The 16863-nt window shown below is 62.8% G+C and carries 13 protein-coding genes; 7 read left to right on the top strand and 6 right to left on the bottom strand.

Annotation, left to right across the window (positions count from 1 at the left end):
* The first annotated feature begins 19 nt into the window (after positions 1 to 19).
* Together MOK15_RS14570 and recA are read left to right on the top strand one after the other, a co-directional pair.
* Positions 20 to 400 carry a response regulator gene (locus tag MOK15_RS14570; protein WP_242932270.1) on the top strand — a complete coding sequence of 127 codons (381 nt, stop codon included), beginning with the start codon at positions 20 to 22 and terminating at the stop codon, positions 398 to 400.
* 99 nt (positions 401 to 499) lie between these two features.
* Positions 500 to 1573: a recombinase RecA gene (recA, locus tag MOK15_RS14565; protein ID WP_278254157.1), complete on the top strand. Its 1074-nt coding sequence runs from the start codon at positions 500 to 502 to the stop codon at positions 1571 to 1573.
* Between the two features lie 500 nt (positions 1574 to 2073).
* Here recA and MOK15_RS14560 read toward each other — a convergent pair whose 3' ends face one another.
* Positions 2074 to 4725, bottom strand: coding sequence for a TonB-dependent receptor (locus MOK15_RS14560; RefSeq protein ID WP_242932269.1), 2652 nt, complete (start codon positions 4723 to 4725; stop codon positions 2074 to 2076).
* Positions 4726 to 5135: 410 nt separating this feature from the next.
* Between MOK15_RS14560 and MOK15_RS14555 the strand changes: the two genes are divergently transcribed.
* Positions 5136 to 7187, top strand: a complete 2052-nt coding sequence (locus MOK15_RS14555) for a tetratricopeptide repeat-containing sulfotransferase family protein (protein WP_242932268.1) — start codon at positions 5136 to 5138, stop codon at positions 7185 to 7187.
* A gap of 175 nt (positions 7188 to 7362) precedes the next feature.
* Here the strand turns inward: MOK15_RS14555 and fahA are convergent, their stop codons facing one another.
* Genes fahA through phhA form a run of 4 tightly spaced genes read right to left on the bottom strand, consistent with a single transcriptional unit; the run spans position 7363 to position 11879 of the window.
* Entirely contained in the window at positions 7363 to 8664 is a 1302-nt protein-coding gene (fahA, locus tag MOK15_RS14550) for a fumarylacetoacetase (RefSeq protein WP_242932267.1), read from the bottom strand.
* Positions 8661 to 9947, bottom strand: a complete 1287-nt coding sequence (hmgA, locus tag MOK15_RS14545) for a homogentisate 1,2-dioxygenase (protein WP_242932266.1) — start codon at positions 9945 to 9947, stop codon at positions 8661 to 8663. Before hmgA ends, fahA begins: the two co-directional genes overlap by 4 nt.
* A 13-nt stretch (positions 9948 to 9960) precedes the next feature.
* Entirely contained in the window at positions 9961 to 11013 is a 1053-nt protein-coding gene (gene hppD / locus MOK15_RS14540) for a 4-hydroxyphenylpyruvate dioxygenase (protein ID WP_242932265.1), read from the bottom strand.
* Positions 11010 to 11879: a phenylalanine 4-monooxygenase gene (gene phhA / locus MOK15_RS14535; protein ID WP_242932264.1), complete on the bottom strand. Its 870-nt coding sequence runs from the start codon at positions 11877 to 11879 to the stop codon at positions 11010 to 11012. The genes hppD and phhA overlap by 4 nt, the downstream gene beginning before the upstream one ends.
* A gap of 95 nt (positions 11880 to 11974) precedes the next feature.
* Here phhA and MOK15_RS14530 point away from each other — a divergent pair, with 95 nt between their 5' ends.
* From MOK15_RS14530 to rpoN, 3 genes are all read left to right on the top strand, one after another.
* Positions 11975 to 12448: an Lrp/AsnC family transcriptional regulator gene (locus tag MOK15_RS14530; RefSeq protein WP_242932263.1), complete on the top strand. Its 474-nt coding sequence runs from the start codon at positions 11975 to 11977 to the stop codon at positions 12446 to 12448.
* Positions 12449 to 12590: 142 nt separating this feature from the next.
* On the top strand, positions 12591 to 13376 hold the full coding sequence (lptB, locus tag MOK15_RS14525) for an LPS export ABC transporter ATP-binding protein (protein WP_242932769.1): 786 nt from the start codon (positions 12591 to 12593) through the stop codon (positions 13374 to 13376).
* A 45-nt stretch (positions 13377 to 13421) separates the two neighbouring features.
* Positions 13422 to 14948 carry an RNA polymerase factor sigma-54 gene (gene rpoN / locus MOK15_RS14520; RefSeq protein ID WP_242932262.1) on the top strand — a complete coding sequence of 509 codons (1527 nt, stop codon included), beginning with the start codon at positions 13422 to 13424 and terminating at the stop codon, positions 14946 to 14948.
* A gap of 263 nt (positions 14949 to 15211) precedes the next feature.
* Here the strand turns inward: rpoN and MOK15_RS14515 are convergent, their stop codons facing one another.
* Positions 15212 to 16024 carry an oxidoreductase gene (locus tag MOK15_RS14515; protein WP_242932261.1) on the bottom strand — a complete coding sequence of 271 codons (813 nt, stop codon included), beginning with the start codon at positions 16022 to 16024 and terminating at the stop codon, positions 15212 to 15214.
* Positions 16025 to 16110: 86 nt separating this feature from the next.
* On the opposite strand from MOK15_RS14515, the gene MOK15_RS14510 reads away from it, so the two are divergent.
* On the top strand, positions 16111 to 16533 hold the full coding sequence (locus tag MOK15_RS14510) for a helix-turn-helix domain-containing protein (RefSeq protein ID WP_242932260.1): 423 nt from the start codon (positions 16111 to 16113) through the stop codon (positions 16531 to 16533).
* The last annotated feature ends 330 nt before the right edge of the window (positions 16534 to 16863 follow it).

The raw sequence follows: 16863 nt of genomic DNA, 5'->3' as shown, positions 1-16863 counted from the left end.
AATTGGAGACGTGGCATTGATGTCGAACGCAAAATCGATCCTGGTCGTGGAAGATGAAGCGATGATCGGCATGATGCTGGAAGATTATCTCGACGCACTGGGTTATCGGCTCCATGCCGTGGCCGCGACCGTGACCGAAGCCTGCACCCATGCTCGTGAGGGCGGCTTCGACGCAGCGCTGCTCGACTGTAATCTCCAGGGCGAGAAATGCTGGCCGGTGGCCGACATATTGGCGCAGGCCGACATTCCCTTCATCTTCGCCACCGGCGGCATAGCCGACGATGTGCCACAGGATCATGCCGACCGGCCGACCCTCGCCAAACCCTTCACCATCGGCGCGGTCGAACGCGCGCTGAACAAGGTACTGGGCGCACAAGACGCCTTTCCCGAAAACGGATAGGAAATTTCTGTTCCCCTCTTGTTCCACAAGAACAAATAGGATACATCATCGCCAGGCGCCGAAAGAATCGACGCGATCCGCTTGACAGGGGATAGGCCGATGACCGCAATGCTCCAACTCATCGATTCCAAGAAGACAGGGACAATGGACAGACAGAAAGCATTGGAGGCGGCGCTCGCCCAGATCGATCGCGCCTTCGGCAAGGGTTCGGCCATGAAGCTGGGCAGCCGTGAGAAGATGGAGATCGAAGCGATCTCGACCGGTTCGCTCGGCCTCGACATCGCGCTCGGCATTGGTGGCCTGCCCAAGGGGCGGATCATCGAAATCTATGGCCCGGAAAGTTCGGGCAAGACCACGCTCGCCTTGCACGCCGTGGCGGAAGCGCAGAAGAATGGTGGCACAGCGGCCTTCGTCGACGCCGAACATGCGCTCGACCCCGGCTATGCCAAGAAGCTGGGCGTCGATATCGACGAACTGATCGTGTCGCAGCCCGACACCGGCGAACAGGCGTTGGAAATCGTCGATACGCTGGTCCGTTCCAACGCGATCGACGTGCTGGTGGTGGACTCGGTCGCCGCGTTGGTGCCGCGCGCCGAAATCGAGGGCGAGATGGGCGACAGCCATGTCGGACTTCAGGCGCGCCTCATGTCCCAGGCGCTGCGCAAGCTGACCGGCTCGATCTCCCGCTCCAAATGCATGGTGATCTTCATCAACCAGGTACGCATGAAGATCGGCGTGATGTACGGCAATCCGGAAACCACGACCGGCGGCAACGCGCTCAAATTCTACGCCTCGGTCCGCCTCGACATCCGTCGTACCGGCCAGATCAAGGATCGCGACGATATCGTCGGCAACACGACCAGGGTGAAGGTGGTCAAGAACAAGGTCGCCCCGCCCTTCAAGCAAGTCGAATTCGACATCATGTATGGTGAGGGTATTTCCAAGATCGGTGAGATGCTCGACCTGGGCGTCAAGGCTGGCCTGGTCGAGAAGTCGGGCGCCTGGTTCTCCTATGATTCGGTGCGCATCGGCCAGGGTCGTGAGAACGCCAAGACCTTCCTCAAAGAACATCCCGAAATGGCGGACAAGCTGGAAAAGGCGATCCGTGGGCGTACCGAAGAGGTCGCCGAAAAGATGATGACCGGACCCGATGCGGAGGATGATGGCGAATAAGCATGGTCTATCGCCCCGGCCGGATCAGCCGGGGCGCGGTCCACGACGCTCGCCCGCCTTGCGCATCACGCACTGAAAAGGCCCGTCGCGCCACGTAGCGCGGCGGGCCTTTTACCGTGAATCTGGCGGCAGGCGTCTAGTCAATCACCATCATTCCGGCGAACGCCGGAATCCAGGGCCGCAAACACCATGACCCCCGCTACTCCGATTTAACGCTGTCTTGCGCCAGAACGGATCGGCATTCAGGAAATCCGGACCTCTCCCTCATTGTGACCCGTCATCCTGACAAAAGTCAGGATTCATTCGGAGCCCCCTCTTCGGGGGGAAGTACCGAATGGACGCTGATTGCCATCAACATGACGATGAATGGGGAACGAAGACCTTCTGCTAAGCCTGAATGCCGATCGGCCCCAAAGCATCGTCCGGAAAGGTAGAAACCGGCTTTCCACAAAAAACGATGCGATAACAAAAAACAGAGCGCGCTATAAAGGCTCGACGCCCTAAAATTTCTGCCCGAATCTGATGCCGAAAAATTGCGGTTTGATCGGGAAGGTGCGCGACGATCCCGAACAGAAATCGATCGAGCAGAAGGTGTTCTTCGTCAACTGCCCTCGTTTGTCGAAGGCATTCTGAAGGAACAGGGTCAGGCTCCAACTGTCCTTCTTCACACCCGCCGAAAAATCGAAGCTGACAAAGCCCCTGGTATTGCCGAGCAATTCGTTGCTTTCCACGTTCAGATCCTGCGTCGCCCCAGTCTGGTACAGCGCCGCCCCCTGGAAGAAGGCGACATAATCGCCGATGTCGGTGTCGTAGCGGATCGACGTCGTGCCCTTGAACCTGGGCTGGCGCGGCAGGCGCGTGCCGTTGGCCGCCGCGACCTGTGGCGTCGGCGGGGCGGAGCCTTCCACGAACTCGCCCAATGTGCAGCTACTGAGCTGAGAGATTGACAGGGTCGCCGCGTTGAGCGCGAAGTTGCAGAAATCCCCTTTCAGCTTGGCGTCATTATAGGCGCCGGACGTCGAAATGGTGATCTTGCCCAGCCTGAGATCGGCATCATATTCGATACCCTTCACCTCGGCCTTGCCGGCATTGCCGGTCATGCCCGCCCCCTGCGCGCCCGACACCACGACGCCATATTGGATATTATTCCATTTTTCATAATAGACGGCGGCGTTGAAGCGGAAGATATTGTTCCAGGTCGTCTTAACGCCCACCTCGATATTGGTGAGCGTTTCGGACTTGAACGGCTGCACGGTGACAATCTGGCCCAGGCTGCGGATGCGCAGCGGCCGGTTGAAGCCGCCGGGGCGGAATCCGGTCGAATAGTTGAAATAGACCATCTTGTCCGGCTGGAACTGCCAGTCCAGCGCGACCTTATGGGTCTCACCATCCTCCTTATACCGTCCGGTCCCGTCCGCCGCGAGCGGATTGGTATTGATGCAGGTCAGTCGCTCGTCATCCGGCAGCGGCGTCGTGCAGCCCACGCCTGCCGCGGACCCGGCCACACCGGCAAAACCCTTCACCTTATAATCGGTCCAGAAATAGCGGATGCCGCCGGTCAGCTTCAGTGTCGGCGTGATGTTGTAATGGCCTTCGGCGAAGACCGCCTTGTCATGATAAAGCTGGTTCTGCTCGACGAAATAGAAGGCATCCCCCTTCACCGCCTGCGTCCCCAGCAGCATCGTGCCCAACGGATTGCCGTTCGCATTGATGACATCGCTGGTGTCGAAATAGGGATTGCCATCCTCATCATAGGCGATGCCGTACATGGCCGGCACACCGATCAGACCGCCCGGAACATCGCCGCCGCCGGTCTGGGTATAGCCTGTGATGCTGTCCAGGCCGCGGATCGCGTAGCTGGTGTTCAGCTCATTCTTCTGCCGCTGGTAGAAACCGCCGATGGTCACGTCGAACGGCCAGTCCTTGGGCGTGGTGATCCGCAATTCCTGCGTGAACTTGTTGCGGTGCGTATCGGCGTGATAATATTGCGTCGGATTAATCATGGAGCATTGCTGCGACGCGCCCGTTCCGGTGCAATTGTCGAAAAACTGCAGATAGCTTTCATAGCCCGCGCCGAAGCCGTCATAGGTGACGGTATAATAGGTATAGTCGTTCAGCGTACGGGTGCGGCGCTTGAAATAGCCGGTCGCGGACACGACGTCCCAGTCGCCGATATGGCCATGGATCGACAGCGCCGCCTGATACCAGCGATCATCATTGCGGGTCTGGTCATAGTCATGGACTTCCAGGTCGCCGACGCGCGGATCATAGCCGAAATAGCCGTTCGACACCTGTTTCTGGGCGGTGATTTCCGGCGTGATGTCCCACCCTTCGACCGGCTGCCACAAAAGCTGGAAACGGCCGCCAAATTCCTTGATCGTGTTGTAATCGTCCTTGGCGATGGCCGCGTTGCTCACCGCATAGGTCGTGTTGGGATTGTTATCGCCCAGATTATAGACCGCCGGTCGGCCGTCGTTGAAGGTGCCGTTGTTGAAGACATTGTCGATATAGCCACCATCGCGCCGGTAATAGCCCATCGCCCGCACCGCCAGCGTGTCGCTCATCGGCACATTGACATAGGATTCGAGCTGGCCGCCGAAATCGCCCTTGCCATATTTATTGGCTTCGACGTCATAGCCAAACTCGAACTTGTCGAGCTTGGGCTTGTTGGTGATGAGGCGAATGGTGCCCGCCAGCGACCCGGCGCCGTAGAGCGTGCCTTGTGGCCCCGACAGCGCCTCGACACGCTCCAGGTCATAGGCGTGGATATCGGGCACTTCGGTGCCGGTGATCGGCATGTCGTCCAGATAATAGCCGACCGAGGCATAGGCACCGCCCGCAGGCACGATGCCGCGGAAAAAAGCGGTGTTGCGGCCCGGCCCGATGCCCTCGAACGATACCGACGGCAACAGCGCGGCGAAATCGCTCAATCCCTTGACCTGCCGCTCCGCCAGCTTTTCGGCGCCCAGCGCCTGCATGGAGATCGGCACCTTCTGGATGCTCTGCGCGCTGCGCGTCGCCGTCACGACGATTTCACCCAGGCCCTGACCATCATCGACGGGCGTCGAGGCGGCCGGATTCGCGGCGGCCTGCTGAGCCATTGCGGGGGAGACAAGCCCCGCCAGGATCGTGGTCACCCCCAGTATCTTCATCAAGTGCGACCGGCGATGAGACTGGATTTTCATTCTATCGGACTCCCCCTGTAGAAACGAAGCCTCCCTTCTCCCTCTCCCCGTCCACGGGTGTGCCCGTGTGTTTATGACGCATTGCACCCCGTCCCTGCGGACAGGGCCGATCCCGGCCTTCGCAAAGGCGCACAATCCTGTGGCCGGAACGCCCTGCGCTTCCGAACCTGCCGCGCGCTGGCGCGACACCCATGATGTCGTGACTACCCCTTGGACTTTTCTATAATTCCGTACGATCGTCCAGCTTTGATAATGCGGCAACGCAGGCAGGAGTCAACAGCTTAGTTGCTCCTTTGTTACATAGTTTTCCGCATCGTCATTGCGCGGCCGAAAAATCGCGTTCATTGTGCATATGGGAAAAGAAATAGGACAGGTCTATGGATTCCGCTTCGGGCATCGCCGCCAAGGCGATCAGCCCTCCTCCACTGGACCCGGCACTGGATCAGGCACTGGCGTGCGCCGCGCGGCACCTGGATGCCGAACCGGCCACGGCGCTGGCTCAGGCTGAGGCGATCCTGCGGCAGGCACGGGGTTTTGCGCCAGCGGAACTGATCGCCTGCCAGGCCTTGCGGCGGCTGGGCCAGCCCCAGGCCGCCCTGACGCGCTTGTCCCGCCTCGCCCGCAATCAGCCGCGCGTGCCCGCCCTGCTCTGGGAACTGGCGCAGGCGGCCAGCGAGACGGGCGACACCGGTCAGGCCATCGCCGCGCTGGAAAACCTGACCCGTCAGCAGCCCACAATCGCCAGCGGCTGGTTCCTTCTCGCCGGGGAATTGCGCAAGGCCGGCCGCGATCAGGACGGCTGGCGTGCCGACCTGTCGGGCGTCCACGCCGCCTCCCGCGACCGCGACCTGCTCGACGCGGCGGTGGCGATGAACGAAGGTCGCCTCGACGACGCCGACGCCAGACTCAGCGCGCGCGACGATCCCCCCGCCATTCGCCTGGCCGGCGAAATCCAGTGGCGGCGCGGCGACATGAGCCGGGCGCTGGCGCTGGTCGAACGCGCGGTGCGCCTCGCCCCCGGCTTCGATCTGGCGCGCGATTTCCTCATCCGCCTGCTGCTCCAGAACAACCGCCTGCCCGAAGCGCTGGACCATGCGGAGATACTCACCGCCTCCCCGCTCAAACATCCCGGCTATGATCTCGTCAAGGCGTCGGTGCTGGTGCGCCTGGGCGATCAGGAAGGCGCGCGAACGATCTACGAACGCCTGCTTGCCGTCCGGCCCGACCAGCCACAGGTCTGGCAGAATCTGGGCCATGCGCTGAAAACGCTGGGGCAACAGGCCGACGCCATCCACGCCTATCGCCGGGCCGTGGCCCAGCAGCCAACCATGGGCGAAGCCTGGTGGAGCCTTGCCAACCTCAAGACGGTCACGCTGACCGCAAACGACGTCGCCGCGATGGAACGGGCGCTCGCCTCGCTCGAACCGGAGGAGGAAGCGCGAAGGGAAGATATCTTCCACCTCCATTTCTCGCTGGGCAAGGCATATGAGGATGCGAAGGACTATCCCGCCGCCTTCGCCCATTATGACCAGGGCAACCGCCTGCGCCGGACCATGGTGCTGCACGACGCCGACTCCTTCGCCGCCGAGGTGAAGGCCGCATCGGGCCTCTTCACCGCGCCCTTCATCGCGCAGAGGGGCGACGGCGGCTGCCCCGCGCCCGATCCGATCTTCATCGTCGGCCTGCCGCGCGCCGGATCGACGCTGGTGGAGCAGATCCTTTCCAGCCACAGCCGGGTCGAAGGCACGATGGAACTGCCCGACATGATGGCGATCGCCGGTCGCCTGCAATCGCGCGTGGACGAAGGGGAGTTTCCCGATTTCCGCGCCATGATCCTGTCCCTCACCCCGGCCGACCGTACGCGGCTGGGCGAGGAATATCTGGAACGCACCCGCATCCACCGCCGCAGTGACAAGCCGCACTTCATCGACAAGCTGCCCAACAACTGGCAGCATGTCGGCCTGATCCAGCTCATCCTGCCGAACGCCCGAATCATCGATGCGCGCCGCCATCCGATGGGCTGCTGTTTTTCCGGCTGGAAGCAGCATTTCGCGCGCGGTCAGGCATTCAGCTACGACCTCACCGACATCGGCCGCTACTATCGCGCCTATGTCGACCATATGACCGCCTTCGACACGGCCATGCCCGGCCGGGTCCACCGCGTCCTCTATGAACGCATGGTCGCCGACACGCCGGGGGAAGTCGCGCGGCTGCTCGACCATCTCGGCCTGCCGTTCGAGGAGGAGTGCCTGTCCTTCTGGCGCAACCGACGCGCGGTGCGCACCGCCAGTTCCGAACAGGTGCGCCAACCCATCTTCACCGACGGCCTCAACCATTGGCGGCATTTCGCCCCATGGCTTGGCCCGTTGGAGGAAGCGCTGGGACCGGTCCTGCCCGCCTATCCCGACGCGCCCGCCTTTCTTGGCTGAGGCCGATCGACATTCACTTCCTACGCCGTCATGCCGGACCCTTCGACAGGCTCAGGGCAGGCCTGATCCGGCATCCAGGGCCACAAAGGGCAGCACCTACGACTCTGGATTCCGGGTCAAGCCCGGAATGACGATGAAAATGAGGCTTCCCCTTCCACCCGAATCTCGATCCGCCCTACTGCGCCGGCAACACCCGCGCCCGGCATTCGCCGAAGCCGATCGGCACCGCCCCGTCCGCCTCGCCCCGCGCGCGCAGCGTCACCTCGTCCCCATCTTCCAGGAAGGTCCGCGTCTCGCCGGTCGGCAGCGTGATCGGCTCCCGCCCGCCGCTGGACAGTTCCATCAAGCTGCCATAGCCGTCCCGCCCCAGCGCGGAGATGGTACCGGTGCCCAGCAGGTCGCCCGGTTGCAGGTTGCAGCCATTGGACGCATGATGCGTCACGATCTGCTGCACCGTCCAGTACATGTTGCTGGCCGGTCCCCGGCTGAGGCGCAGCGGCGCATGTCCCCCCGCCCGCATCGCCGCGCTGCTCAATTCCACCTCCAGCGCCAGCCCTAGCGCGCCATGCGTCTGGTCGTCACTATCGCTCAGATAGGCGAGCGGCGCGGGGTCTCCCTCCGGCCGCGCCGGCTGGGCGATGCGGAAGGGGGCGAGCGCTTCGGGCGTCACCACCCAGGGCGAAATGGTCGAATGGAAATTCTTGGCCAGGAACGGTCCCAGCGGCTGATATTCCCAGGCCTGGAAATCACGCGCCGACCAGTCGTTGAGCAGGCAGAAGCCCGCGATGTGCGCCGCCGCCTGCCCGATCGGGATCGGCGTGCCAAGATCATTGCCCAGCCCGATCCACACGCCCAGCTCCAGCTCATAATCGAGCCGCACCGTCGGGCCGAAGAGCGGCGCGTCGGCCTCCGGCGGCTTGCGCTGCCCGCGCGGCCGTACCAGCGGTTCGCCCGAAGGCCGCACCGACGACGCCCGGCCATGATAGCCGATCGGTACATATTTATAATTGGGCAGCAGCGGATTGTCGGGCCGGAACTGGCGGCCGATATTATTGGCGTGATGAATGCCGACATAGAAATCGGTGTAATCGCCGATCCGCGCCGGCAGATGCAGCGTGCAATCCACCGCCGCATGCAACATCGGCTCCACCGCCGCGCGATGCGCGGGATCGGACAGCAGTTCGCTCAGCCGCCGCCGCAGCGCGACACGCTGCGTCGCCGGCAAGGCCATCAGCCCGTTCAGCACCTCCCCGGCGCAGAGCGGCGCAACCGCCGCCGGCAGCAGGCCCGCATTGGCGCAGGCGGGCAGGTCCAGCACCATGTCGCCAATCGCCACCCCCGCGCGCGGCCGCATCCCTTCGATCGAAAATAGGCCGAAGGGCAGATTCTGCACCGGAAAATCCTGATGCTCCTGCGCGCTTTCGACCCAGCTCGTCCGCCGGGGGTCATGCGTCTCGTCGGTCGTCCACCAGCTCATCGCGGCAGCTTCGCCTTGGGGAAACCCTGCCAGCAATCGTCATAATCGCCCTGCAACAACGGTGTTTCCATCGCCCAGCGGGTCGGGCGGAACGGATATCGACTCTCGATCATGAACGCCATCGTCTCCTCTATCTTCTGCGGAACCAGCGTCGCCGCGCTCGCCCTGCGCCAGCTTTCCACGTCCGGCCCATGCGCGCCCATGCAGTTATGCAGGCTGCCGCCGCCGGGCGCAAAACCGCCCGCCTTGGCGTCATAGGCGCCGTGGAGCAGCCCCATATATTCGCTCATGATATTGCGATGGAACCAGGGTGGCCGGAACGTGTCCTCCGCCACCATCCAGCGCGGCGGGAAGATGACGAAGTCGGCGTTCGCGGTGCCGGGCGTGTCGCTGGGGCTGGTCAGCACGGTGAAGATGGACGGGTCGGGATGGTCGAAACTCACCGTCCCCATGACGTTGAAGCGGGACAGATCATAGCGCCAGGGCGCCAGATTGCCGTGCCACGCCACCACGTCGAACGGGCTATGGTCAAGGTCGCTGGCCCACAGCCCCCCCCTATATTTCTGCACGACCTGCGTGCGCCGCTCAACATCCTCGAAGGCCGCGACCGGCGTCTCGAAATCGCGCGCATTGGCCAACCCGTTGGACCCGATCGGCCCCAGTTCGGGCAAACGGAACAGCGCGCCGTAATTTTCGCAGACATAGCCCCGCCCCGTCCCTTCGGGCAGCTCGACGCGAAAGCGCACCCCGCGCGGCACCAGCGCGACCTGGCCGGGCGCAACATCGATCACGCCCATTTCGGTGACGATGCGCAGTGCGCCCTGCTGCGGCAGGATCAGCATCTCGCCATCGGCGGAGAAGAAGGCGCGATCGACCATCGACCGGCTCGCCGCATAGAGATGGATCGCGCAGCCCTTCCCCGCGCCGACATCGCCATTGCCCGCTACCGTCACCAGCCCATCGACGAAATCCACGCCCTCCCCCGCCGCCGGCAGCGGGTTCCAGCGCATCCGATTGGGCGAAGGGGGCGCTTCGTCAAAAGGGGCCGACCGGATCAGCGTCTCGCGCGCATAGGGCCGGAACGGCCCATGCCCCGCGCTCGGCCGCATCCGGTAGAGCCAGCTCCGCCGATTCTCCGCCCTGGGCGCGGTGAAGGCCGTGCCCGACAATTGTTCGGCATAAAGGCCATAGGCCGGCTGCTGCGGCGAATTGCGCCCCTGCGGCAGCGCGCCGGCCACCGCCTCGCTCGCATGATGATTGGCGAAACCGGGGAGATAGGCCATTTCGTCTCCTCGCTTACGCATCCACCTTCACGACGCCGCGCCGTATCTGGTCCAGCTCGATGCTTTCGAACAGCGCCTGGAAATTACCGTTACCGAAACCCTCATTGCCCTTGCGCTGGATGATCTCGAAGAAGATCGGGCCGAACATATTCTCGGTGAAGATCTGGAGCAATATGCCCTCCTGCTCGACATCGCCGTCGATCAGGATGCGGTTCTTCCGCAGTCGCTCCAGATCCTCGCCATGGCCCGGCACGCGCGTGTCGACCAGCTCATAATAGGTCTCAATCGTGTCCTGCAACCGCACGCCGCGCGCCCGCAGCCGCTCCACCGTGTCGTAGATATTGGCCGTGGTCAGCGCCAGATGCTGGATACCCTCGCCATGATAGTCGCGGATGAACTCCTCGATCTGGCTCTTGTCGTCCTGGCTTTCATTGAGCGGGATGCGGATCGCCTTGTCGGGCGCGATCATCGCCTGGCTGGTGAGGCCCGTCGCCTTGCCCTTGATATCGAAGAATTTCTGTTCCTCGAAGCCGAACAGGGTGCGGTAAAATTCGCTCCACACCCGCATCTGTCCGCGCCGGACATTGTGGGTCAGATGGTCGAGCAGGTCGAGGCCGACATTGTTGCGCGCCTCCGCCTCGCGCCAGCCGGGAAATTCGGCCCAGTCGGCATAGAGGTCCACGTCATCCTGGATGAAATAGAGATAGGCCCCGCCAATCCCCTCGATGACGGTATCATCTTCTTCCGTCGCTTTCGCGCCATTGTCCAGCGCCCAGGCGAGCGCCGCCGCCGGATCGGCCACGCGGAACGCCATGGCGCTCGCCGACGGCCCATGCACGCCGCGGAACGCCGCCACCCGCCCGGCATCGTCGCGGTTCAGCATCAGGTTGATGCGCCCCTGCTTGTAGCGGGTGATATTCTTGGCTGGATGGCGATGCGTCGCGGTGAAGCCCAGCGCCAGAAACTGCGCCGCCATCGCCTCCGGATCGGGCGAGGTGAACTCGACGAACTCGAAGCCGTTGAGGCCGAGCGGATTGTGGGGGGGATTGTCCGGGTTGGCAGTCATGAAACTTCCTCTTCCTTCTTTTTCGCATAGGCCTGGGTGCCGCGCGTCAGCACGCGGTCGCCCGGCAGGATGGTGTCGGTGTCCAGGTCCGCCAGCCTGGCCAGTTCCCGGTAGAGCGGCGCGAAGTCGATCCCGGTCGTCTGCGCCAGCAGATGCTCGAAACTGTCGATGACGAAATAGCTCTGCTGGAAATCGTCGATCTTGTAGCGCGTGCGCATCAGCCGCCGGAGGTCGAAGCCGATCCGGTTGGGCGACGGGTCTTCCAGCGCGAAATGCGATTCGGCGTTGGACGATACGATCCCCGCGCCATAGAGGCGCAGCCCCTGCGGCGTGTCGATCAGCCCGAACTCGACCGTATACCAATAGAGCCGCGCCAGCTTCTCGATCGCGCCCAGTCCGTCGGCGCGCAGCCCACCCTGCCCATAGGCCTGCATATAATCGGCGAAGACCGGGTTGGCGAGCAGCGGCACATGGCCGAACACGTCATGAAACACGTCCGGTTCCTCTAGATAATCTTCCTGGTCCGGCGTGCGGATGAAGCGCCCGGCGGGAAAGCGGCGGTTGGCGAGATGCTCGAAAAAGACACGGTCAGGCACCAGCCCCGGCACCGCGACCACCTGCCACCCCGTGGCCTGCATCAGCCGGTCGGACAGCGCCCGGAAATCGGGAATGCCCGGCCGGTCCATGCGCAATATGTCGAGGCCGGCGAGAAATTCGGGCACGACCCGCCCCTCCAGCATCACCGCCTGCCGCTCGAACAGCCGGTCCCACATGGCGTGATCGGCCGCATCATAACGGTCCCAGTCCTGCGGGATCGTCCAATCCTTCGCGGCATGGGCAGGACGGGCATCGGCGGTCTTCTCCATATTGGCAATGGTCGCAAAGAACAGCCGAAAATGCTTTTCAAAATCATGTTATTTGCCGTGATGATCGGCAATATCTTTCATGTTATGCTGATTTCATGACTAATATTCTCACCCTGGATTCCCTCGACCGCCGCATCCTCACCGAACTTCAGCGCGACGCCGCGTTGAGCAATGCGGACCTTGCCGAACGGGTGGGCAGCACCGGTCCGTCCTGCTGGCGCCGCGTCCGCGCGCTACAGGATCAGGGCATATTGCGCCGCGCCGTCTGGCTCGCCGATCCGCGCGGCCTGGGCCAGGGCGTCACCGTCCTCTGCCATGTCCGCATGAAGGAATTTTCGGGCGAGGCCATCGCCGCTTTCGAGGCTTTCGTGCGCGGCCACGAACAGGTGATGGAATGCTATTCCATGTCGGGCGAGTGGGACTATCTGCTGCGGATCGTGGCGTCGGATGTCGCCGACTATGAGCATTTCCTGATGCGCACCCTGCTCAAACATCCTTCGGTCGCGGGCGCCTCGTCCCAATTCGCCCTTTCCACCACCAAATATGAAACCGCCCTGCCGATCCGGTAACGCAGGCCGGATCAGCCGCATACCGGCCACGGCGCACCCATTTTCTCCTTGCTCCCGCCGCGTTACCATGCACAAAGCTTGCCAATCGCCCTAGGGCTGCCAATTTACCCCCGCGAGCCCCATGGCCCGCAAGGATGACAGGATGCACGACGTGACCGCCCAGGAACGGCCGAACCCGGCCCAGCCCCCCGCCCCCATCGAAGTGGGTGATGGCCTGTCGGTCATCTCGATCGCGAAAAGCTATGACAAGCGGGTGGTCCTCTCCGACGTGTCGCTGACCGTGGCCAAGGGCGAAGTGGTCGGCCTGCTCGGTCCCAATGGCGCGGGCAAGACCACCTGTTTCTATTCGGTCATGGGCCTGGTCCGTCCCGATCACGGCCGCATCGTCCTGGATGGGCAGGATATCACCGGCCTGCCCATGTATCGCCGCGCGATATTGGGCCTGGGCTATCTGCCGCAGGAAACTTCGATCTTCCGGGGCCTCAGCGTCGCGCAGAATATCAGCGCGGTGCTGGAACTGGCCGAACCGGACAAGGCGTCGCGCGATGCCCGCCTCGAACAGTTGCTCGAAGAATTCGGCCTCACCCGCCTGCGCGACAGCGCGGCCATGGCGCTGTCGGGCGGCGAGCGTCGCCGGTGTGAGATTGCTCGTGCGCTGGCCGCCAATCCCTCGATCGTGCTCCTCGACGAGCCGTTCGCCGGCATCGACCCGCTCTCCATCGCCGACATTCGCGATCTGGTGAAGGATCTCAAGAATCGCGGCATCGGCGTGCTCATCACCGATCATAATGTGCGCGAAACGCTGGAAATCGTCGACCGCGCCTGCATCATCTATGACGGCCAGATGCTCTTCGCCGGCAGCCCGACCGAACTGGTCGCCAATGCCGATGTCCGGCGTCTCTATCTGGGCGAGAATTTCCAGCTTTGAGATGAGACCGCGGCATCGTCTCCTTCCGGTCGCGGGCCAGTCTTTATGGCGCTAGGGCCGCGCCTCGACATTCGCCAGAGCCAGTCTCTGGTCATGACGCCCCAGCTTCAACAGGCGATCAAGCTGCTGGCGCTGTCCAACCTGGAAATCGAGGCTTTCGTCGCGGGCGAGCTGGAGAAAAATCCCCTGCTCGAAACCGGCGGCGGCAGTGACGCCCTGCCCGCATCCGACGGCATCGACCGCGATGTCGAACGCCCCACGCTCGCCGCCGAAACCGGCGCCAGCGACGATCTGATCGCGCAAGGCCTGGGCGGCGCGGACAATCCGCTCGACGTCGACCATGGCGCCGACACCTTCATCGACGACGGCCCCGGTGATCGCATGGCCAACGCGCTTGGAACGGCAGGCGGCAGTGGCATGGATATGCTCTCCGGCGGCGGCTATGGCGATGATGCGCCCGATTTCGACGCTTTCGCCGCGCCCGATGTCAGCCTTCAGGAACATCTGATGGATCAGGCCCGCGCCGCCCTGACGGACCTGGACCTCCTCATCGCCAGCCAGCTCATCGGCCAGATCGACGAAGCCGGCTATCTGGAAGCCAATCTGCTCCAGATTGCGCATGGCCTGAACCTGCCGCTTTATCAGGTCGAAAGGGTGCTGGGCGTCATCCACACATTCGACCCCACCGGCGTCGGCGCGCGCAGCCTGTCCGAATGCCTGGCGCTCCAGGCCAAGGAAGCCGATCGCCATGATCCCTGCATGGCGCGCCTGCTCGCCAATCTCGACCTGCTGGCGAAGGGCGCCCTGCCCCACCTCCGTCGCATCTGCGGCGTGGATGAGGAGGATATGGCCGACATGATCGCCGAACTGCGCGGCTATGATCCCAAGCCCGGCCTCCGCTTCTCCAGCGATCGCGCCACACCGGTGACGCCCGACCTGTTCGTGCGGCCCGCCGGAGAAGGCTGGGCGATCGAGGTGAACGGCGCCACCCTGCCCCGCCTGCTCGTCAACCGCAGCTACTATGTCGAACTGTCGAGCGGCCCGCAGGACAAGGCCAGCAAGGCCTGGCTCGCCGACTGCCTCGCCAGCGCCAACTGGCTGGTGAAGGCGCTCGACCAGCGGCAGAAGACGATCATCAAGGTGACGAGCGAGATATTGCGCCAGCAGGAGGAGTTTTTCCGCCAGGGCGTCGCGCATCTCAAGCCGCTGACGCTCAGGGCCGTCGCCGATGCGATCGGGATGCATGAATCCACCATCAGCCGCGTCACCTCCAACAAATATCTCGCCTGCCCGCGCGGCCTCTACGAACTCAAATATTTCTTCACCAGCGGCGTCGCGGCGGCGGGCGGCGACGGCGCCGTCTCGGCCGAAGCGGTGAAGAGCCACATCAAGGCGCTGATTTCCGCCGAAGACCCGCAGGCGATCCTGTCCGACGACACGCTGGTCGACCTGCTCCGCGCTAAGGGCATGGACATCGCCCGCCGCACCGTCGCCAAATATCGCGAAGCGATGGGCATCGGATCGTCGGTGCAAAGGCGGCGGCAGAAAGCGCTCAAGGGGAAAGCGGCATGAAGTCAGGCGTGTGGTCTGACCGGCGCGTGACGAAATCGCCGATTTGGGCGGGCCAAGGGAAGAGCCGTCGCCACGAAGTTCGTAGCGACGGCCCCGTTACTTTACTTGGTAGAACACCGCCAGCAGATGAGCTGGCCGTCTTCATCATCGACCCGCTCGCCGATAAGGGAGGAGAGCTATGGGTTCTGGGCTTTCGAGTAGAGATATAGTCGAGCGTCGGTGCCTGAACTTTTCGAAGATATCGCGATGGATATCGAACGCGCCTACGCGGTGAAGCCGTTGACCTTACGCAGGATGCCGTCGATTATCCGTTCCGGAAGGTAGCGGCGGAGGGCGCGAACCTGAGTGGATTGCTTGCCTGCGGAATAGCGAATCCTGGGCTTCTTCGCGGTGGCGGCCTTGACCACGATGTCAGCAACGACCTGCGGATCGTCGCCCTTTTCGACCCAGGTGCGCATCAGATTTTCGCTACGTACCCGTTCGGACGCATAGGCAGGAAGAGACTGGTCGGCGCGCGTCAAGTTTTCCTCAAACGAAGTGCGCGTCACGCCGGGCTCCACCAGTACCACGCGAATGCCAAAGGCGCGCACTTCATGATCAAGCGATTCCGAATAGCCTTCGATGGCGTGCTTGGTAGAGGCATAGAAGGCGTTGAACGGGGAAGGGATCAGGCCGAGGATCGAACTCATATTAATGATCCGGCCGCTTTTCTGCTTGCGCATGGCCGGAAGCACGGCATTGACGACACGAGCGACACCAAAGACGTTGACGTCGAACAGGCGCTGGGCCTGGGCGATGGAAGACTCCTCGGCGGCGCCGAGCAGGCCGATGCCAGCATTGTTGACCACAAGGTCGATGCGGCCAGCCTGTTTCACGATCTCCGCAATCAGTGTCTGGACCGAAGCTTCATCGGTCACGTCGCAGATCAGCATTGTAATGCCCGGCGGATTGGTTGTCGGCTTGCGGCTGGTGCCGAACACCCGATAGCCGACTTTCGCCAGGGCTTCGGCTGTCACGAGGCCTATGCCGGAGGATGCGCCCGTTACCAGGGCAACGCCATTGTTTGTGTTACGCATGTCATCAACTTTCATTCGGTATGGATCATTGCCCGAAGTCGTGTTACTATCTTTTCGATACTATGTAACTATCAAAAAGATATGTAATGAAAAATAATTCAGTTCCGCAGTGCCCCGTCGCCCGTGGCCTTGATTCAGTCGGTGATGCGTGGAGCATTCTTGTCCTGCGTGATGCCCATGCCGGCCTCACCAGGTTTGACCAGTTCAGGAAGAGCCTCGGTATTGTGCCGTCCGTGCTCACAAAGCGCCTCAAGGCGCTGACTGAGGGTGGATTGCTCGAAAAGTGTCTCTATTCGGAAAAGCCTCCCCGCGAGGAGTACGTGCTTACGGATGCGGGCCGGGATTTCCTGCCGGTACTCATGATGATCGGAGCGTGGGCCCATCTGTATTGCGATGGCGACCTGGCCCGCTATGTCGATGCGGAGTCCGGGGCAGAGATCGAACCGGTCGCTATAGATGCCGTTACAGGGACAAAACTGGGGACCCGGGCCTTAAGGCTGAAGATGTGACCAGAATTACCCTGGCCCGCCTCGTTGTGAAGTGTTCAAGCGTTGGCGTGGTTCAGATTGGGCCGCGCGCGTGCCGAAAGTAACCGCTTTTGGGAAGCACTCATTACAATGTGAACGGCAACAAATGGTCGCTTTCCGACTGACACAAAACCCACCCCGCTGCGACTAAGCCACGCCTGCGGCGCGGCAAGTCTCGCTCCCCTCCCTTTCAAGGGAAGAGTTGAGGGTGGGCCCGCGCAACGCGCTCGGAACGCGGAACGAATGACGGCGGTGCGAACATGCCGTCCCGCTTTCAATGTAGGATTTTCTCTGATCTACCCTGGGGGATGA

This window comes from Sphingobium sp. BYY-5, assembly GCF_022758885.1.
Taxonomy (GTDB): Bacteria; Pseudomonadota; Alphaproteobacteria; order Sphingomonadales; family Sphingomonadaceae; genus Sphingobium.
This window is presented reverse-complemented; position numbering and strand designations above follow the sequence as displayed.

Bases quoted from the DNA above. Each gene is read 5' to 3' on its own strand.
- MOK15_RS14555 (WP_242932268.1), top strand. From the start codon at position 5,136: ATGGATTCCGCTTCGGGCATCGCCGCCAAGGCGATCAGCCCTCCTCCA.
- MOK15_RS14515 (WP_242932261.1), bottom strand. From the start codon at position 16,024: ATGCGTAACACAAACAATGGCGTTGCCCTGGTAACGGGCGCATCCTCC.
- MOK15_RS14530 (WP_242932263.1), top strand. From the start codon at position 11,975: ATGACTAATATTCTCACCCTGGATTCCCTCGACCGCCGCATCCTCACC.
- lptB (WP_242932769.1), top strand. From the start codon at position 12,591: ATGCACGACGTGACCGCCCAGGAACGGCCGAACCCGGCCCAGCCCCCC.
- recA (WP_278254157.1), top strand. From the start codon at position 500: ATGACCGCAATGCTCCAACTCATCGATTCCAAGAAGACAGGGACAATG.
- MOK15_RS14560 (WP_242932269.1), bottom strand. From the start codon at position 4,725: ATGAAGATACTGGGGGTGACCACGATCCTGGCGGGGCTTGTCTCCCCC.
- MOK15_RS14510 (WP_242932260.1), top strand. From the start codon at position 16,111: ATGAAAAATAATTCAGTTCCGCAGTGCCCCGTCGCCCGTGGCCTTGAT.
- rpoN (WP_242932262.1), top strand. From the start codon at position 13,422: ATGGCGCTAGGGCCGCGCCTCGACATTCGCCAGAGCCAGTCTCTGGTC.
- hmgA (WP_242932266.1), bottom strand. From the start codon at position 9,947: ATGGCCTATCTCCCCGGTTTCGCCAATCATCATGCGAGCGAGGCGGTG.
- phhA (WP_242932264.1), bottom strand. From the start codon at position 11,879: ATGGAGAAGACCGCCGATGCCCGTCCTGCCCATGCCGCGAAGGATTGG.
- hppD (WP_242932265.1), bottom strand. From the start codon at position 11,013: ATGACTGCCAACCCGGACAATCCCCCCCACAATCCGCTCGGCCTCAAC.
- fahA (WP_242932267.1), bottom strand. From the start codon at position 8,664: ATGAGCTGGTGGACGACCGACGAGACGCATGACCCCCGGCGGACGAGC.
- MOK15_RS14570 (WP_242932270.1), top strand. From the start codon at position 20: ATGTCGAACGCAAAATCGATCCTGGTCGTGGAAGATGAAGCGATGATC.